This window comes from Kitasatospora viridis (assembly GCF_007829815.1).
Lineage (GTDB): Bacteria > Actinomycetota > Actinomycetes > Streptomycetales > Streptomycetaceae > Kitasatospora > Kitasatospora viridis.
This window is the reverse complement of the sequence record NZ_VIWT01000001.1, coordinates 3624026-3647287: the sequence shown is the minus strand read 5'-3', so window position 1 is coordinate 3647287 and position 23262 is coordinate 3624026. Positions and strand designations below refer to the sequence as shown.

Annotated in this window: 22 protein-coding genes and 1 tRNA gene; 7 read left to right on the top strand and 16 right to left on the bottom strand. The window is 69.8% G+C overall.

The window, feature by feature from the left end; genetic code table 11:
• Nucleotides 1–5: 5 nt before the first annotated feature.
• The 5 genes from kdpB to FHX73_RS16265 all read right to left on the bottom strand — a co-directional run bounded on the left by kdpB (nucleotide 6) and on the right by FHX73_RS16265 (nucleotide 8575).
• Nucleotides 6–2168: a potassium-transporting ATPase subunit KdpB gene (gene kdpB / locus FHX73_RS16285; protein WP_145905697.1), complete on the bottom strand. Its 2163-nt coding sequence runs from the start codon at nucleotides 2166–2168 to the stop codon at nucleotides 6–8.
• Nucleotides 2168–3832, bottom strand: a complete 1665-nt coding sequence (kdpA, locus tag FHX73_RS16280; protein WP_145905696.1) for a potassium-transporting ATPase subunit KdpA — start codon at nucleotides 3830–3832, stop codon at nucleotides 2168–2170. Before kdpA ends, kdpB begins: the two co-directional genes overlap by 1 nt.
• A gap of 1 nt (nucleotide 3833) precedes the next feature.
• Nucleotides 3834–3923 (bottom strand): K(+)-transporting ATPase subunit F, encoded by a 90-nt coding sequence (gene kdpF, locus FHX73_RS16275; protein ID WP_145905695.1) that lies wholly within the window; start codon nucleotides 3921–3923, stop codon nucleotides 3834–3836.
• 443 nt (nucleotides 3924–4366) lie between these two features.
• Nucleotides 4367–6367 carry an APC family permease gene (locus FHX73_RS16270; protein ID WP_145908323.1) on the bottom strand — a complete coding sequence of 667 codons (2001 nt, stop codon included), beginning with the start codon at nucleotides 6365–6367 and terminating at the stop codon, nucleotides 4367–4369.
• 360 nt (nucleotides 6368–6727) lie between these two features.
• Entirely contained in the window at nucleotides 6728–8575 is a 1848-nt protein-coding gene (locus tag FHX73_RS16265; protein ID WP_145905694.1) for an APC family permease, read from the bottom strand.
• 262 nt (nucleotides 8576–8837) lie between these two features.
• Between FHX73_RS16265 and FHX73_RS16260 the strand changes: the two genes are divergently transcribed.
• Nucleotides 8838–9215: a hypothetical protein gene (locus FHX73_RS16260; protein WP_145905693.1), complete on the top strand. Its 378-nt coding sequence runs from the start codon at nucleotides 8838–8840 to the stop codon at nucleotides 9213–9215.
• Here the strand turns inward: FHX73_RS16260 and FHX73_RS16255 are convergent.
• From FHX73_RS16255 to FHX73_RS16230, 6 genes are all read right to left on the bottom strand, one after another.
• Complete coding sequence (locus FHX73_RS16255) at nucleotides 9205–9690, bottom strand: universal stress protein (protein ID WP_145905692.1); 486 nt, start codon at nucleotides 9688–9690, stop codon at nucleotides 9205–9207. The two genes, FHX73_RS16260 and FHX73_RS16255, sit on opposite strands and share 11 nt — an antisense overlap.
• Before the next feature lie 351 nt (nucleotides 9691–10041).
• Nucleotides 10042–11643, bottom strand: coding sequence for a hypothetical protein (locus FHX73_RS16245; protein ID WP_145905691.1), 1602 nt, complete (start codon nucleotides 11641–11643; stop codon nucleotides 10042–10044).
• 154 nt (nucleotides 11644–11797) lie between these two features.
• Nucleotides 11798–12439, bottom strand: a complete 642-nt coding sequence (locus FHX73_RS16240; RefSeq protein ID WP_246213559.1) for an HAD family hydrolase — start codon at nucleotides 12437–12439, stop codon at nucleotides 11798–11800.
• A 38-nt stretch (nucleotides 12440–12477) separates the two neighbouring features.
• Nucleotides 12478–13032, bottom strand: coding sequence for a hypothetical protein (locus tag FHX73_RS16235; RefSeq protein ID WP_246213558.1), 555 nt, complete (start codon nucleotides 13030–13032; stop codon nucleotides 12478–12480).
• The gene (locus FHX73_RS46270; RefSeq protein ID WP_246213557.1) at nucleotides 13029–13325 is read right to left on the bottom strand and encodes a GntR family transcriptional regulator; all 297 of its coding nucleotides are present in this window, start codon (nucleotides 13323–13325) and stop codon (nucleotides 13029–13031) included. The genes FHX73_RS16235 and FHX73_RS46270 overlap by 4 nt, the downstream gene beginning before the upstream one ends.
• Nucleotides 13326–13412: 87 nt before the next feature.
• Entirely contained in the window at nucleotides 13413–14168 is a 756-nt protein-coding gene (locus FHX73_RS16230; RefSeq protein ID WP_145905689.1) for a GntR family transcriptional regulator, read from the bottom strand.
• Between the two features lie 134 nt (nucleotides 14169–14302).
• On the opposite strand from FHX73_RS16230, the gene FHX73_RS16225 reads away from it, so the two are divergent.
• Nucleotides 14303–14920 carry a hypothetical protein gene (locus tag FHX73_RS16225; protein ID WP_145905688.1) on the top strand — a complete coding sequence of 206 codons (618 nt, stop codon included), beginning with the start codon at nucleotides 14303–14305 and terminating at the stop codon, nucleotides 14918–14920.
• 58 nt (nucleotides 14921–14978) lie between these two features.
• Here the strand turns inward: FHX73_RS16225 and FHX73_RS16220 are convergent.
• A tRNA-Tyr gene (locus tag FHX73_RS16220) sits at nucleotides 14979–15059 on the bottom strand.
• A gap of 192 nt (nucleotides 15060–15251) precedes the next feature.
• On the opposite strand from FHX73_RS16220, the gene FHX73_RS16215 reads away from it, so the two are divergent.
• The 3 genes from FHX73_RS16215 to mug all read left to right on the top strand — a co-directional run bounded on the left by FHX73_RS16215 (nucleotide 15252) and on the right by mug (nucleotide 17754).
• Entirely contained in the window at nucleotides 15252–15740 is a 489-nt protein-coding gene (locus tag FHX73_RS16215) for a YajQ family cyclic di-GMP-binding protein (RefSeq protein ID WP_145905687.1), read from the top strand.
• A 464-nt stretch (nucleotides 15741–16204) separates the two neighbouring features.
• A complete protein-coding gene (locus tag FHX73_RS16210) occupies nucleotides 16205–17161 on the top strand; it encodes a phosphatase PAP2 family protein (RefSeq protein ID WP_145905686.1) in 957 nt (318 codons plus the stop codon).
• 20 nt (nucleotides 17162–17181) lie between these two features.
• Nucleotides 17182–17754 carry a G/U mismatch-specific DNA glycosylase gene (gene mug / locus FHX73_RS16205; RefSeq protein WP_145905685.1) on the top strand — a complete coding sequence of 191 codons (573 nt, stop codon included), beginning with the start codon at nucleotides 17182–17184 and terminating at the stop codon, nucleotides 17752–17754.
• A 7-nt stretch (nucleotides 17755–17761) separates the two neighbouring features.
• Here mug and FHX73_RS16200 read toward each other — a convergent pair whose 3' ends face one another.
• Nucleotides 17762–18985 carry a citrate synthase gene (locus tag FHX73_RS16200; protein WP_145905684.1) on the bottom strand — a complete coding sequence of 408 codons (1224 nt, stop codon included), beginning with the start codon at nucleotides 18983–18985 and terminating at the stop codon, nucleotides 17762–17764.
• 153 nt (nucleotides 18986–19138) lie between these two features.
• Between FHX73_RS16200 and FHX73_RS16195 the strand changes: the two genes are divergently transcribed.
• Nucleotides 19139–20287: a citrate/2-methylcitrate synthase gene (locus FHX73_RS16195; RefSeq protein ID WP_145905683.1), complete on the top strand. Its 1149-nt coding sequence runs from the start codon at nucleotides 19139–19141 to the stop codon at nucleotides 20285–20287.
• Between the two features lie 28 nt (nucleotides 20288–20315).
• On the opposite strand, the gene FHX73_RS16190 is transcribed toward FHX73_RS16195, so the two are convergent.
• On the bottom strand, nucleotides 20316–21449 hold the full coding sequence (locus tag FHX73_RS16190; protein WP_211786210.1) for an FAD-dependent oxidoreductase: 1134 nt from the start codon (nucleotides 21447–21449) through the stop codon (nucleotides 20316–20318).
• 117 nt (nucleotides 21450–21566) lie between these two features.
• Between FHX73_RS16190 and FHX73_RS16185 the strand changes: the two genes are divergently transcribed.
• On the top strand, nucleotides 21567–22121 hold the full coding sequence (locus tag FHX73_RS16185) for a TetR/AcrR family transcriptional regulator C-terminal domain-containing protein (RefSeq protein WP_170304938.1): 555 nt from the start codon (nucleotides 21567–21569) through the stop codon (nucleotides 22119–22121).
• Here FHX73_RS16185 and FHX73_RS16180 read toward each other — a convergent pair.
• Both FHX73_RS16180 and FHX73_RS16175 read right to left on the bottom strand, forming a co-directional pair.
• On the bottom strand, nucleotides 22115–22519 hold the full coding sequence (locus FHX73_RS16180) for a YccF domain-containing protein (RefSeq protein WP_145905681.1): 405 nt from the start codon (nucleotides 22517–22519) through the stop codon (nucleotides 22115–22117). The genes FHX73_RS16185 and FHX73_RS16180 overlap by 7 nt on opposite strands.
• 65 nt (nucleotides 22520–22584) lie before the next feature.
• Nucleotides 22585–23253 carry an enoyl-CoA hydratase-related protein gene (locus tag FHX73_RS16175; RefSeq protein ID WP_145905680.1) on the bottom strand — a complete coding sequence of 223 codons (669 nt, stop codon included), beginning with the start codon at nucleotides 23251–23253 and terminating at the stop codon, nucleotides 22585–22587.
• Nucleotides 23254–23262: the final 9 nt, after the last annotated feature.

The window sequence follows — 23262 nt, the reverse complement described above, 5'->3', positions numbered from 1 at the left end:
GCTGCTCAGCGCAGACCGGGGATGAACTGGACGATCAGGTCGATCGCCTTGATTCCGATGAACGGCACGATCAGGCCGCCGATTCCGTACACCCCGATGTTCCGGGCCAGCAGGGAACTGGCGTTGGACGGACGGTACTTGACGCCGCGCAGGGCCAGCGGGATGAGGCCGATGATGACCAGGGCGTTGAAGATGATCGCCGAGGTGATCGCCGAGGTCGGGCTGTGCAGGCCCATGATGTTCAGGTGCCGCAGGCCCGGGTACACGCTGGCGAACATCGCGGGGATGATCGCGAAGTACTTCGCCACGTCGTTGGCGATCGAGAAGGTGGTCAACGCGCCGCGGGTGATCAGCAGTTGCTTGCCGATCTCGACGATCTCGATCAGCTTGGTGGGGTTGGAGTCCAGGTCCACCATGTTGCCGGCCTCCTTGGCCGCCATGGTGCCGGTGTTCATCGCCACGCCGACGTCGGCCTGGGCGAGGGCGGGGGCGTCGTTGGTGCCGTCGCCGGTCATCGCGACCAGCTTGCCGCCCTCCTGCTCCTTCTTGATCAGGGCCATCTTGTCCTCGGGGGTGGCCTCGGCGAGGAAGTCGTCCACGCCCGCCTCCTCCGCGATCGCCTTGGCGGTCAGCGGGTTGTCACCCGTGATCATGATGGTCTTGATGCCCATCCGGCGCAGCTCGTCGAAGCGCTCCTTCATGCCCTCCTTGACCACGTCCTTGAGGTAGATCACCCCGAGGACCCGGGCGGGGGCGTCGCCGATCTTCGTGGCGACGGTGAGCGGGGTGCCGCCGACCGCGGAGATCCCGTCGACCAGCTGGGCGATGTCGTCGCCGACCGTGCCGCCGTTCTCGGTGACCCAGTTGGCGACCGAGCCGGCCGCGCCCTTGCGCACCTGGTGCACGCCGCCCGCCCGTCGCCCACCACCACCCTTGTCCGAGTCGCTTCGCTCCGCCCCCATTTCCTCGGCCAGGTCCACGCCCGACATGCGGGTCTGGGCCGTGAACGGCACCCAGGTCGCGTGCGTCAACTCGCCCTGCTCGCGGGCCCGCAGACCGTAGTCGGTCTTGGCCAGCACCACGATCGAGCGGCCCTCGGGGGTCTCGTCGGCCAGGCTGGACAGCTGGGCTGCGTTGGCCAGCTCGTCCTTGGTGACGCCTTGGGCGGGCAGGAACTCGGCAGCCTGGCGGTTGCCCAGGGTGATGGTGCCGGTCTTGTCCAGCAGCAGGGTGTTGACGTCGCCCGCCGCCTCGACCGCGCGCCCGGACATGGCGAGCACGTTGCGCTGCACCAGGCGGTCCATGCCGGCGATGCCGATCGCCGAGAGCAGCGCGCCGATGGTGGTCGGGATCAGCGCCACGATCAGCGCGACCAGCACGATCATCGACTGCGGGGCGCCCGCGAAGGTCGCCATCGGCTGCAGGGTGACCACCGCGACCAGGAAGACGATGGTCAGGGAGGCCAGCAGGATGTTGAGCGCGATCTCGTTCGGCGTCTTCTGCCGGGCCGCGCCCTCGACCAGCGCGATCATCCGGTCGATGAACGACTTGCCGGGCTCGGTGGCGATCTTCACCACGATCTTGTCGGAGAGCACCTTGGTGCCACCCGTCACCGCGGAGCGGTCGCCGCCGGACTCGCGGATCACCGGCGCGGACTCGCCGGTGATCGCCGACTCGTCCACCGAGGCCACGCCCTCGACCACGTCACCGTCGCCGGGGATGACCTGGCCGGCCTCGATGACGACGTGGTCGCCCAGGCGCAGCGCGGTGCCGGGCACCTGTTCCTCGTCATTGCTGGCGGGCCAGTTGATCAGGCGTCGGGCCACCGACTCGGTCTTGGCCTTGCGCAGGGTGTCGGCCTGGGCCTTGCCGCGGCCCTCGGCCACGGCCTCGGCCAGGTTGGCGAAGATCGTGGTGAGCCACAGCCAGATGGTGATCGCCCAGGCGAACACCGACGGGTGCGCGATCGCGGAGACGGTGGTGACCACCGAGCCGACCTCGACCACGAACATCACCGGGTTCTTGAACATCACCCGGGGGTCGAGCTTCTTCACCGCGTCGGGCAGCGACTTGAGGATCAGCTTGGGGTCGAGCAGGTTGCTGGCGGCTCTGTGCGGGGCGGCGGCCGTCCCCTGGTCGGCCGGGGCGGGAGTGAGAGTGGTGGACATCAGTGCAGACCTTCCGCGATCGGCCCGAGAGCCAGGGCCGGGAAGTAGGTGAGGCCGACGACGATCAGGACGACGCCCGAGAGCAGACCGACGAAGAGCGGCTTGTGGGTGGGCAGGGTGCCCGCGCTGGCCGGCACCGGCTGCTGCCTGGCCAGCGAGCCGGCCAGGGCCAGCACGAAGATGATCGGCAGGAACCGGCCGAAGACCATGGCCAGGCCCAGCGCGGTGTCCCACCAGGGCGAGACGACGGTCAGTCCGCCGAACGCGGAACCGTTGTTGTTGGCCGCCGAGGTGAAGGCGTACAGCACCTCGGAGAAGCCGTGCGCCCCGGTGTTGCCCATGTTGGCCCGCTCGCCGCCCAGCGCCATCGCCACACCGGTGCCGACCAGCACGATGGCCGGGGTGGTGAGGATGTACAGGGAGGCGAACTTCATCTCCCGCCCGCCCAGCTTCTTGCCCAGGTACTCCGGGGTGCGCCCGACCATCAGACCGGCCACGAAGACCGCGACGATCGCCAGGACCAGCATGCCGTACAGGCCCGAACCGGTACCGCCGGGCGCGATCTCACCGAGCATCATGTCGAAGATCGCCACGCCGCCGCCGCCCGGGGTGAGCGAGTCGTGCGCCGCGTCCACCGCACCGGTGGAGGTCAGCGTGGTCGAGGAGGCGAACAGCGCCGAGCCCCACTCGCCGAACCGGACCTCCTTGCCCTCCAGCGCCGCGCCGGCCGCCTTGAGCGCGGTGCCGGCCGGATGGGTCTCGAAGAAGGTCATCGCGGCCGCGGAGCCGGCCCAGAACAGGCCCATGACCGAGACGATCGCGTAGCCCTGGCGGTTGTCGCCGACCATCTTGCCGAAGGTGCGGGGCAGCGAGAACGAGATCACCAGCAGCAGGAAGATCTCCAGCACGTTGGTGAAGCCGTTCGGGTTCTCGAACGGGTGGGCCGAGTTGGCGCCGAAGAAGCCGCCGCCGTTGGTGCCCAGCTCCTTGATGACCTCCTGGGAGGCCACCGGGCCGCCCGGGATGTTGACGGTGTCGCCGCCCAGGCCCGCCATGTCGTGGCTGAAGCCGTGGAAGTTCTGGATCACGCCGTTGGCCACCAGGACCAGGGCGAAGACGATCGACAGCGGCAGCAGCAGACGCAGGCTCACCCGGGTCAGGTCGACCCAGAAGTTGCCGACCCGGTCGGTCTTGCTGCGGGTGAAGCCGCGGATCAAGGTGGCGACCACCGCGATGCCGACGGCGGCGGAGACGAAGTTCTGCACCGCCAGACCGGCCATCTGGACCAGGTGGCCCATGGTGTTCTCGCCGCTGTAGTCCTGCCAGTTCGTGTTCGTCACGAACGAGATGGCGGTGTTCCACGAGCTGTGCGCGTTGACGGCCTTGTCGCCCAGGCTGAGCAGCAGGTGGTTCTGCAGCCGCTGGAAGCCGTAGAGGAAGAGCACGGAGACGGCCGAGAAGGCCAGCACCGAGCGCAGGTAGGCCGACCAGCGCTGGTCGGCGTCGCCGTCCACGCCGACGACCTTGTAGAGGCCGCGCTCGACTCTGAGGTGCTTGGCGGAAGTGAGGAGGTGGGCGATGTAGTCGCCCAGCGGGCGGTAGCAAAGGGCCAGGGCGCCGACGAGGGCGAGGGCCTGCAGCCACCCGGCGAGAGTGGAACCCATGTCAGAACTTCTCCGGGTGGATCAGCGCCACGACGAGATAGCCGATGAGCGCGACTGCGATGACCAGGCCAGCGATGTTCTCGGCACTCACAGCTTCTCCACCCCCTTGGCGATCAGAGCGAGGACGGCGAACACGAGGACCGTGAGGCCGACGAAGACGAGATCGAGCATGAGCTCCACCAGTTGCTTCAGGAACGTTGCCGTGGGCGGCCCCAGGGCTCCGCACGACGCCGGCAAGGGCTACCGGCCCCAGAAGCAAATCGTCTGTTCGAGGCGCTCCGGCGTTTGTTGACGCCCTCCATACGGGTGGTTCCGCCATGTTGACGACGTCCTTACGGCCCTTGACGCTGCCCTAACGCCGCCGTGATCACGCCGTTAAGCGATCCGGGCCCGCCGGCCGCCCGGCGACCCGGCCCCGCCCGGTCGGGACAGCGCCGTCGGGGCGGCACGGCGACGGGCCCCGGGCGCAGTGCCCGGGGCCCGTCGACGGGGCGGCGCTGGTGCTCCGTCAGGAGGTCTCTCGGGGACCGTCCGTCAGGACCGCTCGGGAGCCGCGATCGGCTCGCGCCGGCCGGTGCCCTCGACGAGCGGCTCGCCGCGGCGCACCGAGCCCGGGCCGCGGCGGGCCGGGTGGTCGCCCTTGGGCGCCGAGGAGAGCTGCCACGGCACGCTGATCACCATCACGCCGGGGGTGAAGAGCAGCCGGCTCTTCAGCCAGAGCGCCGACTGGTTGTGCAGGAAGTGCTCCCACCAGTGGCCCACCACGTACTCGGGGATGAAGACCGCCACCGCGTCCCGCGGGCTGTTGCGGCGCACCGAGCGGACGTAGGCGACCACCGGCTTGGTGATCTCGCGGTACGGCGAGTCCAGCACCTTGAGCGGCACCCGCAGGTCGTACTGCTCCCACTGCGCCTTGAGCTCCTCGGTGTCCTCCTTCTCCACCGCGACGGTGACCGCCTCCAGCAGGTCCGGGCGGAACGCCTCCGCGTAGCCCAGCGCCCGCAGGGTGGGCTTGTGCAGCTTGGAGACCAGCACGATGCCGTGCACCCTGGACGGCCGCACCGAATCGGCCCGCGGGTCCTCCACCGCCAGCTCCTCGGAGACCGAGTCGTAGTGCTTGCGGATCCCGCGCATCATCACGAAGAGCACGATCGCGGCGAGCACCGCCAGCCAGGCGCCCTCCAGGAACTTGGTGGCCATCACGATCACGAAGACCAGGCCGGTGGTGCAGGCGCCGAAGGCGTTGATCACCCGGGAGCGCTGCGCGCCGGCCCGCACCTTGGGGTCGCTCTCGCCGCGCAGCACCTCGTTCCAGTGCCGGACCATGCCGATCTGGGAGAGCGTGAAGGAGGTGAAGACGCCCAGGATGTAGAGGTGGATCAGGTTGTCCACGTTGGCCTTGTAGAACCACAGCAGCAGGATGTTCACCGCGGCCAGCGCGATGATGCCGTTGGAGAAGGCCAGCCGGTCGCCGCGGGTGTGGAACTGCCGGGGCAGGTAGCGGTGCTGGGCCAGGATCGAGCCGAGCAGCGGGAACCCGTTGAAGGCCGTGTTGGCGGCCAGGATCAGCACCAGCGCGGTGGCGGCCTGGATGAAGTAGAAGAGCGGGCTGTGGTCCCCGCCGAAGATCGACGAGGCGAGCTGGGCGATCACCGTGGGCTGCGAGGCGGTGTGGCAGTCGCCCGGGTAGCCGACCAACTGGCAGGAGTCGTTGGTCTTGTGCACCTTGGCGACCAGGGCCAGCACGGTGATGCCGATGAACATCACCACGGCGGTGATGCCCATCCAGGACATCGTGGTGGCGGCGTTCTTCGACTTCGGCGCGCGGAAGGCCGGCACGCCGTTGGAGATCGCCTCGACGCCGGTCAGCGCGGTGCAGCCGGAGGCGAAGGCCTTCAGGCCGAGCATGATCAGCGCGACCCCGGCGAGGGTGCCGTTGTGGTCGGTGGGGATGATCGCGTACTTGGCGCTGGAGGCGACCGGGGCGTGCCCGAAGGCCATCTTGACGAAGCCGGTGATCACCATCAACAGGATGCCGAAGATGAACAGGTAGGTCGGCGCGGCGAAGGCCTTGCCGGACTCGCGCACCCCGCGCAGGTTCATCGCGGCCAGGATCGCCACGAAGCCGCAGGCCATCACGACCCGGTAGTCGCCCAGGCCCGGGAAGGCCGAGATGATGTTGTCCACGCCGGAGGCCACCGACACCGCGACGGTCATCACGTAGTCGACCATCAGCGAGGCGGCCACCACCAGGCCCGCCTTGGCCCCGAGGTTGCGCGTCACCACCTCGTAGGAGCCGCCGCCGCCCGGGTAGGCGTGCACGACCTGGCGGTAGGAGAGCACCACGACCGCCATCAGCGCGACCACGCCGAGCGCGACCCACGGGGTGAGGTAGAGGAACGCGGTGCCGCCGACGGTGAGCACCAGCAGGATCTCCTCGGTGGCGTAGGCCACCGAGGAGAGCGGGTCGGACGCGAAGATCGGCAGGGCCAGGCGCTTCGGGAGCAGGGTCTCCCCGAGCTCCTCGCTGCGCATGGCCTTGCCGATCACGAGGCGCTTGAGCGCCGAGGGCACATTGAACACATCCGGGAGCGTATGCGTCCTGGCCGTATGGGCAAGGGGTGACTCGCGGGGGTACGGAGGGCTGAGCTCCGCCTCGGCGGTGGGCGTTTCCGCAGGCCAGGGGCGGTGCGCCGGATTGCTGTCGGGGGCGGCGCGCGCGTTAAGAGGTGGCGTTAAGAGCCCGTCAAAATATCAGGCTGTTATCTGTCATATAGGTCAATCGTGACATTTCGTCTCTGATTGATGGATCCACCCCCGGTACGGGCCTTACAAGTCGAGGGTGCAACGGCGTTGTGGCCTGGATCCCTTGCCGTCTGCTCGCTCTGCCGGGAGTCACATGTGCAGCCGCAGGCGGCAGACCACCGCCTCGGTGTGCCGGCGCAGCGCGCGGTCCATCAACATGCCGCGCTGGTTCTGCAGCGCCCGCTGCCACAGCCGCTCCGGCTCCACCTCGGCGATCAGCACCGTGACCCGCTCCGCCGACAGCCCGTTGACGAACCCGACCAGCGGCTTGCCCAGGCGCCGGTGCGGGTCCGGCACCTCGACCAGCGGCACCCCCGGCTGCCACAGCTCCCAGTCCCGGCGCAGCGCCGCCACCGCCTGCTGGTCCTCGGCGTCCGGCTCGGTCGGCACCACGGTGACCGCCAGCACCTCGTCGCCCAGCGAGAGCGCCGCGGCCAGCGCCTCCCGGGTCATCCGGGTGATCGAGTGCACCGGCACCACCACGGTCGAGCGCTGCCGCACCACCGGACCGGGGATCCGGCCCAGCTCCAGCCGCTCGCCGATCCGCCCGTACGCCCGGTGCACCGCCTCGAAGAGCAGCACCAGCAGCGGCAGCGCGACCACCACGGCCCAGGCGCCCTCGGTGAACTTGGTGCCGGTCACCACCAGGGTCGCCACGCCGGTGAGCAACGCGCCGAAGCCGTTGATCGCCGCCCGGCCGCGCCAGCCCTTGCCGCGCTCCAGCGCCCAGTGCCGCACCATGCCGACCTGACAGATGGTGAAGCCGACGAAGACACCGATCGAGAACAGCGGCACCAGGCTGTTCACGTCGCCCCCGGAGGCGACCAGCAGGCCGGCCGAGACCGCCGCCAGGAAGAGCACGCCGTGCCGGTGCACCTGGTGGTCGGCGCGCAGCGCGAACACGTGCGGCAGGTGGTTGTCCCGGGCCAGCAGCCGCATCAGCACCGGCAGGCCGCCGAACGAGGTGTTGGCGGCCAGCGCCAGCAGCACCACCGTGGAGAACTGCACCAGGTAGAACCCGAAGCCGTGGCCGAGCGAGGCGTCGGCCAGCTGGGCCAGCAGAGTCACGCCGTCCACCGGCTGCAGCTTGAACCGGCCGATCAGCACGGCGAGGCCGATCAGCATCACGCCGAGCACCGCGCCCAGCGCCACCTCGGTGTGCTGGGCCCGCTTCACCCGCGGGGTGCGGAAGCTGGGCACCGCGTTGGCCACCGCCTCCACGCCGGTCAGCGCCGAGCAGCCGGAGGCGAAGGCCTTGAGCAGCAGCAGCGCGCCGACCCCGGTGGCGTTGTGCGCGAGCACCGAGGCGTGCCCGGCCGCCGCGGCGGTGCTGGCCGGGTGCGAGCGGAACAGGCCGACCACCACGATCGCCATGATCGACAGGACGAAGACCGCGGTCGGCAGCATGAACCAGCGCGCCGACTCGGCGATGCCGCGCAGGTTGACCCCGGTGACCAGGACCAGCACGGCCAGGCAGAGCCACACCCGGTCCGGGTAGAGGCCTGGGAAGGCGGAGGTCAGCGCGGCCACCCCGGCGGTGACGCTGACCGCCACGTTGAGGATGTAGTCGATCACCAGCGAGGCCGCGGCGGTCAGCGCGGTGCGCCGGCCCAGGTGGGTCTTGGCCACCGCGTAGGAGCCGCCGCCGTCCGGGAAGGCGGCGATCACCTGCCGGTAGGAGGCGGTGAGCACGGCGAGCAGCACCGCGATGGCGACGGTCACCGGCAGCGTGAAGCCCAGCCCGTAGCTGCCGGCCGCGGCCAGCACCAGGACGATCGACTCCGGGCCGTAGGCCACCGAGGCCATCGCGTCCAGCGAGAGCGCCGCCAGTCCGCCGAGGGCGCTCAGCCGGTCGCGCTCGCCGTGCCCGCCGCCCGGGGCCGCGTCGGTACTCGGCGGCTCGGCGGCCTGTTCGGCGATCTCCGGGGTCAGTGACATCGCAGTCCTCCATGGTCGGTGGCGCCGCTCACGGCACTCCCGGCATCGTCCCGGCCGCGGACTCGGCCGCCGCCGGGTCCATACGCGTTCGATACGCGGGCGCCGAGTTCCCTTACGCTTCGTTGACGGGGCCTGACGGCCCATCATCTCCCTGACCAGCGGGGATCCCCGGAGCGGGGTCCTGCGTCGGACCAGGGAACGGTTCCGGCGGCTCGGAAGGCGGACGGCGATGCGACGCGGACTCTGCGCGATTCTTCTCGGGTTGGCAGTGGGAATGGTCGGAGTGGCCGGCTGCGGAGGCACGACTGCCTCCAGCGCCCCACCACCACTGCGACTCACCGACAGCGCCAACGGCACCACCGTGGCCGCCGAGGTCGGCCAGCAGGTGGTCATCCACCTCACCAGCAGCTACTGGTCACCCGTCAGCAGCTCCGACGCCAAGCTGCTCACCCCGGGAACGGTCAGCAGCTCCCCCGTCAGCTGCCCGCCGGGCGAAGGCTGCGCCTCCGTCGACTTCCCCTTCACCGCCGAAGCCGCGGGCAGCGTGCAACTGACGGCCAGTCGGCACGTCTGCGGCGAGGCCAAGCCCTGCGCACCCGACCAGACCAACTTCCTGGTCACCGTGCGGATCAGCGGCTGAGCAGAGCCTCCACCCTGCCCAACTCCCGCTGCAACTCCAGGTGCGGCACCGCGAGCACCGGGCACCCGGCATGCTTCACGCAGTACCCGGCCACCGGCGCCCGCAGCACCCGCCGCCACCAGGGCCGGCCACCCGCGCCCACCACCAGCAGGTCGTCCACCCGGTCCGCGGTCGCCACCAGGCCCGCCCCCGGCTCCCCGCGCACCACCACACAACTCAGCGGCACCCCCTCCAACCCCGCCGGAAAGGCCCGCCCCATCGCCTCCCGCAACCGGGCCACCGCCGCATCCCGGCACGCCGACAGCAACGGCGGACACGGGGCCCTGCGGAAACTGTGCTCCCCACCGGGCGGCGTCCACACCAGCGCGACGACCAGCTCCGCCCCCGTCTCCCGCGCCAGCCCCGCCGCCCGGTGCAACGCCGCCAGACTCCCCAGCGACCCGCTCACCCCGACAACGACCCGCCGCCCGCCCATCTCACCCTCCACTGCCTGCGCCGACCTGCTCTCCGCCCCCATCCCAACCCCCGCCCAGCCCGGCCCCCGCCCCGTTGACGCACCCCTGACGCCGAGCGACCACTTCCCAACGGGCCCCTGACGGCGCGTCCGGCCCGGGAACGCGAGAAGGCCCCCGGTCTACGTTTCCGTAGATCAGGGGCCTTCTCAGGATCCTGTGGCTGGTGCAGGGTTCGAACCTGCGTAGCTTGCGCGACAGATTTACAGGCCGCTGGTCAGCCCTGCTCTCACCAGGCAACTTCCGATCGTGCGCTGACCCTGGTCCGCCACTGGTCCGGATCTTGGTTCACCTGCCGATGCTGGCGCCGATCCCTACTCCTCCCCCAACCGAAGCTGTTCGCCCTGACCAGCCACCGCAGGTGAGGCGGCGCTCTTGTCAGAGGCAGCAGGCTCCGGGATCGTGAAAATCAATTTCCGATTCCTTCGGTTCTCTCGCCGATCCCACTTCAGAAAGTCCATGTTCTGTGTCGCCCTCTGAGCACTGAGTTCAGCCACGTCGAGCAGCCAGACATTGAATCGCTGGGACCCCTTGTCCGGAACCGTCTCACTCTCATAAAGCAGATGAGTGAATCGAAGGTGCTGAAGCTTGTCAATCTGCTCGGTCAGTCCGGCCTCATCTGTGGCGACCAAGAAGTAGGCCGACTTGTGCTCTCGGCAAAATTCCGTGAGCTGCCTGACTAGATTTTCCAACTGTTGAGCCTCGCCGGGCTCGTCCTTACTTAGGTCCGCAAGCTTACTAGGAGACAATCCCCCTGCGGCCTTATTCACATCTTCAACGATGACGCGATGCGAACCGCTCTTCTCGCTCACTCCGCGATTTCTCGCCTCAGTGATGGAACCAGCGGCCAAGCGAAGGTAGTCCCGAGCGACCCCTCCGGCTGCCAGCACCAGTCGCTTCCTCGTCTCATCCGTAAAGAGCGCCTGCACGTCGACGTTCGACTTCGACGCGATCTTCACCAAAATCTCTTCGAGGAACTCCTGAGTAGACCTGAAGTGCCGGAGCCCGCGATCAAGTGGAACCTCGTGAGCATCATGACCGATCTGCATACCCCGGGGCGGGTCACCCGGCTTAAAGGTGATGGTCGAATACCGAATAGTCCCGATCTTGAGCCAAAGGCCAGTATCCTTCACGAGCCGATGCAGGTAGCCGAGAACGAGAGGCTGAACGTCTCGTCGCAACTGGTACAGGTCGTCGACGAAAACAAACCCGCCGCCCGTAATATTGGCCGCCTCGGTCAGAAGGCCCCTGAAGTTAGTAAGAGCCCTTTCGAGATACTGTTCCTTGGAGCCTTCAACCACTTCACTCGAAGATACGGCAAGCTTCCCCGTTTCCTCAATCTTTGAATCAAGTGAAACGATATTCATCTTGAGACCAGCACTGACTCCGGCCGTCTCCGATGATTCACTACTGATAGTCCACTGGACCTTGCGGTCCAAAGGTGCAAATTTCAGCATTTCGAGGTCGCGGGCGGACTGGGCAAGCGAGTTTGCGAGAATCTGGTTTTCATTCAACTTCTCGGCGATACGAAAGATTCGCTTGACCATTCCACGCTTAGGCGCTGGACCAACTTTATTCAAGAGTGCAATTCGAACGCCCTTGATCAGCTCATGGACTGCGCTGACCAAGACATCAGGATAACTGAGATTCGCAAAGACCTCTTCATCGATCCAGACCGAGATCCGCCCATCGGCGCCGGACAGCTGCTCAAGATGCCGCAACAGACTTGACTTACCGGACCCTCGCTGGCCGAAGACGAAGTGGTGGTAGTTCGCCTCAGCGATCTCACCACCATTGGGCGGCACGTAGTTCTGAGGACCTCCGCGCGGATTCGCCCGTGTCGCCTCTTGGAGATCTTTCAGCAGTAGGGTCACTGCGGGAGTTGCGTAGAGGGCAGCTACCTGACGCTGAACCATCGTGACCTCCTGAAGTTCGATGTCACCATTATTCCACCAGTTGGACTCGGATCTGCGCCTTCCGCAAAATCTGCCAGCTGATCCCAAGATTCACCGGATAGCGGACAGGCGTTGGAAACGCTCCCAGTCCCGCCAGCCGCTGACGGCTCGCGGATCAAGTCAATGCGTCTGAGATGAGAGCCATGGAGTCCACCACCACCACGGCCCCGGCGGCGGCGAGCCTTGCGTCCTTTCCCGGCTTATTGGCGTAGCCGATCGTCCGGACTCCTGCGGAGTGACCAGCCTCAACATCACGGACGGCATCACCAACGAAGATGCAGTGTTCCGGATCGGTTCCCGCAGCTTCCATGGCGCCAAGCAGGAGCCTCGGGCTGGGCTTCATGGACGACAGGTCGCCAGGGGGGCGCCCAAAGACACCCGCCACTAGATCACTCAGCCCATGGTCAGCAAGGTACCGGGCGATGGCCGCACCCGAGTTGTTGCTAACGATCGATACACGGCGGCCGGTAACAGCACAGGAGCGCAGAACGGATTCGCCCTCGGGGTTGGGCCGGCCGGATTGGACAGCCTCGACCTCAAGCGCGGTCAGCGCCGCATCGGCATCACCAGCCAGGTCAGGCCAGAAGTGCGCAATCGACCGAAGCAGAGAAAGTGGGTCCGTCTCGGTCGCGCCGATCGCCTGGCATTGCCCGTCGTCGGGCAGAACCCGGCGGAGGCGCCGGGCAACCTCCGGAGCGGGAAGACCAGAGAAGACCCCGCAGACCGGACCGTCAAAGTCCAGCAGCACGTGCGTCACCGGTCGGAGCACCTCGGTGAGTCGCTGCGCAACGGCACTCACGGCTGACGCTCGTAGGCGATCGTGGACCACACGCTCTCGAACCACATCGTGGCCTGCTGAACGTACTGCGAGCCCAGGGAGGCCTCATCCGGGCCAGCCACGTGGTGGAACAGCGTGGCGTCCTTGCCGGTCACGTCATAGAAGGTGTGGGCCGAGTCCCCGATGGTCACGGTGCGCTCGCGCAGCGGGTAGAAGCCGAAGAACGCCTCTTGACCGTTCAGGACGTACAGCTTGAAGAGGCTGGCGCCCCGGTGGACCTTGACCTGGACGGTGGCCGACTGGACCAGGCCCAGCTCGGCCAGCACCTCCACCGAGTGAGCGATCCCGCCGGCGGCGGTCAGCGCGATGTTCCGGGCTCGCTCAGGCAGCGCGACCTCATCGCGCAGGCCGTCCACCAGCACCGGCACGGCCATCGGCTCGGTGGTGTCGGGCAACAGGAGCCGCACTGCGATGGGCTCAGGGGCGAGCCGGCCAGAACGGACCTTGTCCAACGGCTCCTGCATAGCGTTGTGGAGCGTCTCGCTGGACAACCCGGCGAAGTCGAGGGTCACCTGCTGCTGCTCGAAGGCGCCTCAAGATGGGGCCGCAACCCGACCGGTCGAGAGAGCCGCTCCCGGATGAAGGACCCACTCCCCTGGCGGGTCACGATCATCCCCTCGACCCGGAGCAGGTCCAGCGCCTTGTCCACGGTCCCGCGCGCCACGCCGAAGTGCCTCGCCAGCTCAGGGCCGGAGGGCAGCTTGTCACCGGTCTCGAAGCCAGGCTGCTTGGTGAGGATCGAAGCCCGCAGGGCGCTGTTGACCTGCTGGTACGGGGGACGCGAGTCATCCGGGTCGAGAGGCATGAGCCAACGCTAGGCCTCCGCGAGCTACCCAAGTGGGTTACCTGAACGATCCGTTGGACGACCAGAGCTGCGAGCCGGCGCTCGGCCTCACGCGTCGAAGTCGTACTCCAGGACGTAGGAGGCGGCGTCGAGGGTCATCTCGTTGACCTCGACGGGTCGGTGGTCCTGTGCGAACGCTGTCCGGCAGATCAGGATCACCGGGGTCCCTGCCGCAAGTTGCAAGGCGGCGGTCTCGTCGGCTGTGGGCATCCGCGAGCGGAGTTCCTCACGGAAGTGGGCCGGCTTGGCGTCGATCTCGGCGAGGCGGGCGTAGGTGCCGCCGGGGCCGGTGTCCTCCTGCATGATCCGGGTGCCGGCCACCAGGGCGGCGGGGAGGTAAGAGGTGGAGAGCAGCACGGGCTTGCCGTCCAGGACGAACCGGCGCTGACGAACGCACACGGAGTCGCCCGGTTCCAGGCCGAGCGTGTCGGCGATCCGCTCCGGTGCGACGGCAACCGAGACATCGACCTGGTCGACTTCCAGCTCCCGGTTGTCGATGTCCGCCGCCCAGATCGAGCGCCCGGAACCCCACTGCGCCTCAGCCAGACGCTGGATGCCGCGACGCCGCAGTGGACGGAAGTCGCGGACGAAGACTCCGGCGCCCTTGCGGGCCTCGGCGATGCCCTCGCTCTGCAGGACGCCAAGTGCCTGACGCGCGGTCATGCGGGCTACGCCGTACGTCTCCATGAGGTCGTTCTCGCCGGGCAGACGGTCGCCGGCCGCGTACTGGCCGGAGTTGACGGCGTCCTTGAGCGCGTCGGCGATCCGACGGTACTTCGGCAGCTTGTCGTCGCTGTCTGCCATTGGGTCTCCCTCTGTGGATCTCTAGACATCGTAGGACCGGATCCTCCTGCACGCCGAGCGGCAGACCCACGCTTGACATCTCTAGAGATGAAGAGTTCTCTAGAGATGTTGCTCCATCTGAAGCAGGAGGCGCAGTGACCCAAACCCACCGTCAGAACGCAGGGCTCGTCCCGTACATCACCGCCTGGAGCTCCGAGCGCACGATCCGCCCTGAGCTTCTCTCACTTTCCGGCAGGGGCCTCGGCTTTGAGCGGGAGACCCCTCACGACCGCGACGCGGACGGGGTCCTGTGGAGCCGGATGACGTCCGCCGCGCACCAGGGCTCGCCCGACCACGGGCGGGTCCACCCGCAACGTCAGCGCCGCGCGATGCGACGACTGCTCTGCCAGGTCTGTGGCGGGCCGGCCGACCGCACCGACGAAGGCGTCCTCTGGCTGCTGCGGGACGACCGGGACGACTGGCCGGATTGGCCCGAGGGCATGGCAGCCACGCACCCGCCCGTCTGCCTGCCCTGCGCGCGGGCCGCGACTCGCCTCTGCCCGCACCTGCGGCGCAGATCGGTGGCCGTCCGGGTCAGGGAGTACGAAACGTGCGGGGTCTACGGGAGCCTCTACCGGCCCGGCCTTCTCGGCCTGGAGGCCGTGGGGGACGTCGTCGTCGCATCCACCGAGCCACTCGCACGCTGGGTCCTCGCCGCGCAGATGGTCCGGGTGCTGCGCGGCTGTTCGCTCGTCCGTCCGGACGTTCGGTAGGCACAACAGAGCAGCCCCTGATCTGCTGAACGCAGATCAGGGGCTGCTCTCTATCCTGTGGCTGGTGCAGGGTTCGAACCTGCGTAGCTTGCGCGACAGATTTACAGTCTGCTCCCTTTGGCCGCTCGGGCAACCAGCCAGGATGTTCGTCTTGCGGGGCTCGCCCCGTTCGACTGGGTAAACCTTACCTGATGGACGGGGGTGCTCCGCCACTTGATTGGTCACGTGATGATCAAGGGGGGTGGGGCGGGTGGCGCTGGATAGGCTGGGGGGCTGAGAACGCCCCGCGCCGGCGGGGAGAGGTGCCGAGTCAGCAAGGAGATCACGACAGATGGCCGACTCCAGTTTCGACATCGTCTCGAAGGTCGAGAGGATGGAGGTCGACAACGCGATCAACCAGACCTCACGTGAGATCGCGACCCGCTACGACTTCAAGAACGTCGGGGCCACCATCGGCTGGACCGGCGAGAAGATCGAGTTGAAGGCGGACGGCGAGGAGCGGGTCAAGGCGATCCTCGACGTGTTCCAGGGCAAGTTGGTGGCCCGGAAGGTGTCGCTGAAGGCGCTGGACGCGGGTGAGCCGCAGCTGTCCGGCAAGGAGTACAAGATCTTCGCGACCATCAAGGAGGGCATCTCCCAGGAGGATGCCAAGAAGGTCTCGAAGATCATCCGCGACGAGGGCCCGAAGGGCGTCAAGGCGCAGATCCAGGGCGACGAGCTGCGGGTCTCCTCCAAGAGCCGGGACGACCTGCAGACCGTGCAGGCGCTGCTCAAGGGCAAGGACCTGGACTTCGCGGTGCAGTTCGTCAACTACCGCTGACCCACTCCGGACGGCCGGAGGGCACTGCCCCTCCGGCCGTCGGCGTTCCCGGCTGCGTTCCCGGCAGGCGAGTGGGATTCGTACTGATGGCCGGATGTTTACGTTCGGCGGTACCCGGGGGTGGCGGCCGGCGGCGTGGGGGCGATGACCTCGGGCCGGACCCGTAGGGAGCACGTCCGATCCTGGAGTTCCGAAGAAATCTGGGAGTTTTCCGTGTGCCAACGGTGCGGATCCTGCAAGGATCGGGTGGGATCGGAGCATCGGACCGTGCAAAGACAGGCGGATCCGAGCCGCCGGGCTCAGTAATTCTTAAAAAACGAGCATTAGGTTGACCCGGCTTGCCCCACCAGCCAACGAAGGGGACGCCACCGGTGACCAGCCTGCTCCATACCGTACGCGCCACTGCCGACCGCTCGCGCTCCGACTCCGACAGACCGCCGGGGCGGCTCGCGTCGGTGCTCCGGGTGGCCCGGTACGCTCGCTGGCTGGCCTGGCCGACCTACTTCCTGCTGCTGTGGCACTTCACCGACGAGTACGGGCTGCCGTACGCCAACGACCTGGTGTTCTGCTGGCTGATGGGCGCTCTCGCGGCGGCCTGCGTGCACAGCGGGAGCTGGTTCGGCTGGGTGAAGGTGCTGCGCGACTGGGTGCCCGTGATGGCCGCGGTGTGGGCCTACTCACTGCTGCGCGGGTACGGCGCGCACACGCCCTGGAAGGTGCACTACGCGCCGCAGTTGGCCTTCGACAAGATGGCCGGCTTCGGGCAGGTGTGGACGGTGCGGCTGCAGCACTGGCTGTACACCCCGGGCCACCCGCACTGGTACGACTACCTGTGCACGGTCGTCTACATGTCGCACTTCTTCGCGGTCTTCATCGTGATGGCGGTGCTCTGGAAGCGCCGGCACGACCGGTTCACCCGCCTGGTGGCGCTCTACCTGGCACTCACCTTCGCGGCCTTCGCCACCTACCTGCTCTACCCGGCCGACCCGCCGTGGCTGACCGCGCAGAACGGCCACCTGCCGCAGCTCACCCGGGTGGTGTCGGACGTGCTGACCAACTCGGGGATGCCGCGGGCCGGCTCGATATTCGAGAACGGCAGCCGGTTCGACAACGACGTGGCCGCGATGCCCTCGCTGCACGCCTCCTACCCGATGCTGCTGGCGCTCTTCTTCTGGCCGAAGGCCGGCAAGAAGACCCGGGTGCTGCTGGCGCTCTACCCGATGGCGATGGCCTTCACCCTGGTCTACGGCGCCGAGCACTTCGTGATCGACATCATCATGGGCTGGCTGTACACCGCGGCGATCTACTTCAGCCTGACCCGCTGGCTGGACCGCCGGGCGGAGCTCCGCGCCGAGCGCCGGTTGGCCGGGGAGCCGCGCGGGCGGCTCGGCGCCCTGGTGGGGGTGGCCAGGCGCGGTTAGGGTCCGGGCAGACTGGGGCGGTGAGCACTGCGATCCGCCCCACGCCGGCCCAGCTGGCCGCCGCCCAGGACACCACCATCCCCGACGTGACCGGGCCCGGGCTGCGGGTGCTGTTCTGCGGCATCAACCCGGGCCTGTGGTCCGGCGCCACCGGGCACCACTTCGCCCGGCCGGGCAACCGGTTCTGGCCCGCCCTGCACCGCTCCGGGTTCACCGACCGTCAGCTGGCCCCGGACGAGCAGGGCCTGCTCCCGGCCATGGGCCTGGGCATCACCAACGTGGTGGCCCGGGCCTCGGCCAAGGCGGACGAGCTGACCCGCGAGGAGCTGCGGGCGGGCGGGGCGGCGCTGCGCGAGCGGGTGGAGCGGTTGCGGCCGCGGGCGCTCGCGGTGCTGGGCATCGGCGCCTACCGGACCGGGTTCGGGCAGCCGAAGGCGGCGCTCGGCCGGCAGCCGGAGCCGCTCGGCGGCACCGAGGTCTGGGTGCTGCCGAACCCGAGCGGACTGAACGCGCACTACTCGCTGGACGCGTTGGCCGAGAAGTTCCGCGAGCTGCGCGAGGCGGTCGGGACGGCCACCACGACCGACGGCTGACCCCCCGTCAGCCGTGCTGCGGGCGCGGGCCGGTGTAGGTGGCCCGGGCCCGCATCCGCAGCTCCTCCTCGCGGTACTCCTCGACCGCGTGCCCGAGCCAGCCCGGCGTCCGGGCGACGGCGAAGACCACCTCGCCGGCCTCGGCCGGCAGCCCCGCGGTGTGCGCCAGTGCGGCCAGCGCCAGGTCGACGTTGGGCTGGTCGGCGGAGCGCCCGCCGGCCACCTCGCACAGTTCCTCGACGGCCGCCACCACCCGCTCGCCGCCGGCCAACCCGCGCACCGCGCGCAGCAGCGCGGTGGCCCGGGGGTCGCCCTGCGGGTAGAGCCGGTGGCCCAGCCCCGGCACCCGCCGGCCGGTGCGCAGGTGCTCGGCGACAACGGGCACCGCCCCGGCGGCCAGCACGTCGCCGAGCATCCGGTAGGCGGGCAGGCCGGCCGCGCCGTGCAGCGGGCCGTCGGTGGCGCCCAGGCCGGCGGAGACGACGGCGTACGGGTGGGCCCGGGCCGAGGCCGCCACCCGGGCCGCGACGGTGGAGACGGCCAGCTCGTGGTCGAGCAGCAGCACCAGCGCCCGGTCGAGGCACTCCACCGCCCCGGGGCCGGGCGCTCCGGGCGCCAGCCGGCTCCACAGCCGGGCGGCCAGGGTGGCCCCGGGCCCGGGGTCGGGCGCGGTCGGCGGCAGCGCGGCCACCATGCCCGCGACCAGGCCGGCGCCGGTGGCCCGCACCGCCTCCTCGCGCAGGTCGAAGCGGAGCGGGTCGGTAGCCGAGGCGACCGCGACGGCGACCCGCAGCCGGTCCGGCAGCCGGATGCCGGCGGGCAGCACGGCGGACGCCCGGTCCAGCGCCTCGGCGGCGGCGGGCGGCACCGGGAACCGCACCCCGGGGTCGGTGCCCTGGCCCCAGAACCAGCCGACGGCGGCCTCGAAGCCGTGCCGCTCGGCGAGTTCGGCGGCGTCCCGGCCGCGGTAGTAGAGCCGGCCGTCCTCGATCAGGGTCAGCCCGGTGCGCACCTCTACGGGCCCGCCGGCCACCGCCTTGGCGGCCGGGCGGCGGCCCCGGCGGGCGAGTTCGGCCACCTCGCGGGCGTCGAAGGTGCTGCCCTTGCCGTCGGGCGCGCGCTCGCTGCTGAGCTGGCCCCGGCTGGCGTAGGCGTACACCGTCTCGACCTTGACGCCCAGTTGCTCGGCGACCTGCTGGGTGGTCAGCCGCTCTGCGCGCTCCTCGGCCATCGGCGCGGGGTCCTCTCGATCGCGATGGGGTATTGACGGGAAGTATTGCACATTGATTTTAATCAACATTGACAACGTGGATCAACGGTCGCAGAGTACGAACCGTCAACCGGAACTCCTGGAACCGGAACTCCTGGGAAGGGGACCAGCACCATGTCCACTGTCGAGATCGAGGTCCCGCGCGGCCTCAAGGGCGTCGTCGTCACCGAGACCGGGCTGAGCGACGTCCGCGGGCTGGAGGGCTTCTACCACTACCGCCAGTACTCGGCGATCGAGCTGGCCGAGCAGCGCACCCTGGAGGACGTCTGGCACCTGATGCTGCTCGGCGAGCTGCCGGACGCGGCCGGGAGGGCCGCCTTCCTGGCCCGCACCGCCCCGCTGCGTCGGCTGCCCGCCGCGCTGCGCGAGGTGCTGCCCGCGCTGGCCGCCGGCACAGCGCACGGCGGCCCGCTGGGCGCGCTCGGCGCGGCGCTCACCGTGGCCGGCGCCGAGCGGGGCCTGCGCCCGCTCTACGACACCGCGCCCGAGCAGCGGGTGGAGGACGCGCTGTTCGCCGCCGCCCTGGTGCCCACCGTGCTGACCGCGCTGTACCGGCTGCAGCACGGCCTGCAGCCGATAGAGCCGCGGGACGACCTGGGCTACGCCGCCAACTACCTGTGGATGCTCACCGGCGAGGAGCCGGAGCCGGCCAAGGCCCGGGCGATCGAGATGTACCTGGTCTCCACCGTGGACCACGGCTTCAACGCCTCCACCTTCACCTCCCGGGTGATCGCCTCGACCGGGGCCGACCTGGTGGCCTGCCTGGTCGGCGGGCTGGGCGCGCTCTCCGGCCCGCTGCACGGCGGCGCGCCGAGCCGGGCGCTGGACACCCTGGACGCGATCGGCACGCCGGACCGGATCGACGCGTGGATCACCGAGCGCGTGCTGTCCGGCGACCGGATCATGGGCTTCGGCCACCCCGTCTACCGCACCGAGGACCCGCGTTCGCGGATGCTGCGCGGGGTCGCCGAGTCCTTCGGTGGCGAGCTGGTGGAGTTCGCCACCAAGGTGGAGGACCGGGTGGTGGCGCTGCTGGCCGAGCTCAAGCCGGGCCGCGACCTGAACACCAACGTCGAGTTCTACGCCGGCGTGGTCATGCACCTGTGCGGGCTGCCCCGGGAGATGTTCACCCCCACCTTCGCGGCGGCCCGGGTGATCGGCTGGAGCGCCAACATCCTGGAGCAGGCCGCCGACTCCAAGATCATCCGCCCGGCCGCCCGCTACACCGGCCCCGCCGCCCCGCAGCCGCTGCCCGACCTCTGACCGACCGCTGACCGGCCCCGACGGATCGTCAGCGCCCGGTCGGCGTGAAGGTCGGCAGCTGCTCCAGGCTCGCCGCGACGGCCGCGAAACCGTAGTCGAGCATCTCCAGCTCGTACCGCTCGACGGCGGCGAGCAGCTCGGCCTCGCCGTGGTGCGCGGCGGTGAGCGAGCGGCAGAGCAGGGCCGCATCCCGGAACGCGGTGTTCGCGCCCTGGCCGGCGCTCGGCGGCATCACGTGGACGGCGTCGCCGAGCAGGGTCACCCGGCGGGTGCCCCAGTGCGGCACCGGCTTGGCGTGACGGACCGTCAACGGCGAGCTGTTCACCGCGTCGGACTGCCGGACCAGCTCGACCAGGTCAGGGTGCCAGCCGTCCATCAGGCCCAGCAGCAGCTCACGGGTGGCCGTCCAGTCCTGCGGCAGCGCCTCGACGTGCGGCGGCAGGAAGGCGCCCCAGCGCAGGTAGCTCCCGGTGGCGGGGAGTTCGACGTCGGGCGCGAGTTCCGCCGCCGCGAGGTGCGGCGGCCGCCGGAACTCCATCTTGCCGAGCAGCATCCGCAGCTGCGGGCCGTGCACCACGGTGCCGAACCCCGGCACCAGCCCGGCGAACCGCTCGGTGAGCGGGGTGCGCCCGAGCAGGCCGTTGCCGCCCAGCGTGACGATCTCGGCCTCGGGCAGGAGCTGGCGGCGCACCCGTGAGCCGACCCCGTCGGCGCCGACCAGCAGGTCGCCGCAGGCCGCGCTGCCGTCCGCGAAGACGGCCCGCACGGAGCCGTCGGCCGCCTCCTCGTAGGAGACGAAGCGCTTGCCGAACTCGACGCGGTCGGCGAGACCGGCGAGCAGCAGGTGCCGCAGCACGTGCCGGTCGGTGGCCATGCCACCGTTCAGCGGGCCGAGTCGGCCGGTCACCCGGAGCTGCTCGTCGACCACCCGGCGCTCGCCGGAGAGCTCCCCGGTGGTGGCCTCCAGCAGGCCGTGCAGCCGCGGCGGCAGGCACTCCCGCAGGGCGGCGAGCCCGGGGCCGCCCAGGCCGATCCGGAAGCCCTGGTAGCGGCTGTGGACGCCCGCCTCCCCCTCGAAGACCCGCACGTCGATCCCGGCCCGGACCAGCCCCTGCGCCAGGCACAGTCCGCCGATCCCCGCCCCGATCACCAGCACCCGCATGTCGACTCCCCCACTTGAACAGCGTTCACTTGATCGGTGTTCAAGTTAATTGAACACCGATCAAGTGGCAAGATGCTCCGCCGGGGAGGAGCCGGGCGAAGAAGAGGAGGAGGGCCGATGCCGCTCAGACGGTCCGATGTGCTCGACGGCGCGCTGGAACTGCTCGACGAGGTCGGCCTGGACGAGCTGACCACCCGTCGGCTGGCCGACCGGCTCGGCGTCCGGGCCGGCGCCCTGTACTGGCACTACCCGAGCAAGTCCGCGCTGCTGGACGCGCTGGCCGGGCGGATCATCGGCGAGATGCTCGTCGAACCGCTCGCCGAGCGGGACTGGGCCGGCCGGCTGCGCGAGCTCTGCCACCGGGCCCGGGACACCATGCTGGCGCACCGGGACGGCGCCCGGCTGGTCGTCTCGTTCGTCGAGCTCCCGCCGGCCGCCGCGGCCTACTTCGGGTCGCTCACCGACACGCTGCGCTCGGCGGGCGCGACGGAGCGGAACGCGGCGCTCGCCGCGGACGTGCTGACCAGCTTCGTGAACGGCTTCACCCTGGAGGAGCAGGCCCGCCAGGCCCACCGGCTCCCCCGCGCGGAGCGCGACGCCGCGTTCCGGCTGGAGCTGGACATCGTGGTCGGCGGGATCGCCGCGGTGCTGCCCCCCGACGGGAGTCAGTAGCGGGCGCCGAAGGCCTCGTCCGTGCGGACCACCTCGCGCCCGAGCGGCATCAGCGAGACCGGGATCAGCTTCAGGTTGGCCCAGCCGAACGGGATCCCGATGATCGACAGGAACAGCGGGATGCTCGTCGCGATGTGCGCCAGCGCCAGCCACCAGCCCGCGAAGACCAGCCAGATCACGTTCCCCACGCAGGACGCCGCACCTGCGTCCGGCTTCTCCACCGTGGTCCGGCCGAACGGCCAGATCACGTAGCCGGCGATGCGGAAGGACGCGATGCCGAACGGGATGGTGATGATCAGCACGCAGCAGATCAGCCCGGCCAGCGCGTAGCCGATGGCCATCCAGAAGCCGCAGAAAACCAGCCAGAGGATGTTGAGCAGCAGGTTGATCAGCTTCATGCTCCCCAGCCTCGCACGGCTGACGGCCCGTCGGAACGCGACGGGCCGTCAGCCGGCGGGCGGGGTCAGTCGGTCACCGGGGCGCGCAGGGCGGCCAGGGTCTCGCGGTAGAGGGTCTCCTTGATCCGGCCGCGCACCGGCTTGGACTTGGCGGCCAGCGGGCGGGCCAGTTCGACGGCGGCGGCCAGCAGCTCGTCGGCGCCCGCGGTGGCGTCCACCACGGCGGCGGCCAGGGCCTGCTCGCCGCCGTAGCGGTGGCCGGTGGTCATCGCCTCGTGCGCGGTCTGCGGGGTGAGGCGGGCCCGCACCAGGTCGGACATGCCGGTCTGGAATGGCAGGTCGAGGTCCACCTCGGGCAGGCAGAAGAAGCCCCGGTCGGCCCGCATCACCCGGAAGTCGTGGGCCAGCGCCCACATCGCCCCGGCCGCGAAGGTGTGGCCGTTCAGCGCGGCGACCGTCACCACCGGGGAGGCCAGGGTGCGGGCCAGCAGCGCGTGCACCCGCTCCAGATAGGGCGCGTACTGGTCGCCGTGGGCGAACAGCCAGTCCAGGTCCAGGCCGGTGCACCAGAACTTGCCGCTCCCGGCGGTGACCAGGGCGCGCGGACCCTCGGCGGCCTCCACCTCGTCCAGCAGGGCCTCCAGGGCGCTCAGCCGGTCGGGGTGGAAGCGGTTCTCGTCGTCCGCATCCAGGTGCAGGACGAAGACCTCGCCGTCGCGCTCCAGCTTGGGCATGGGGGTGCT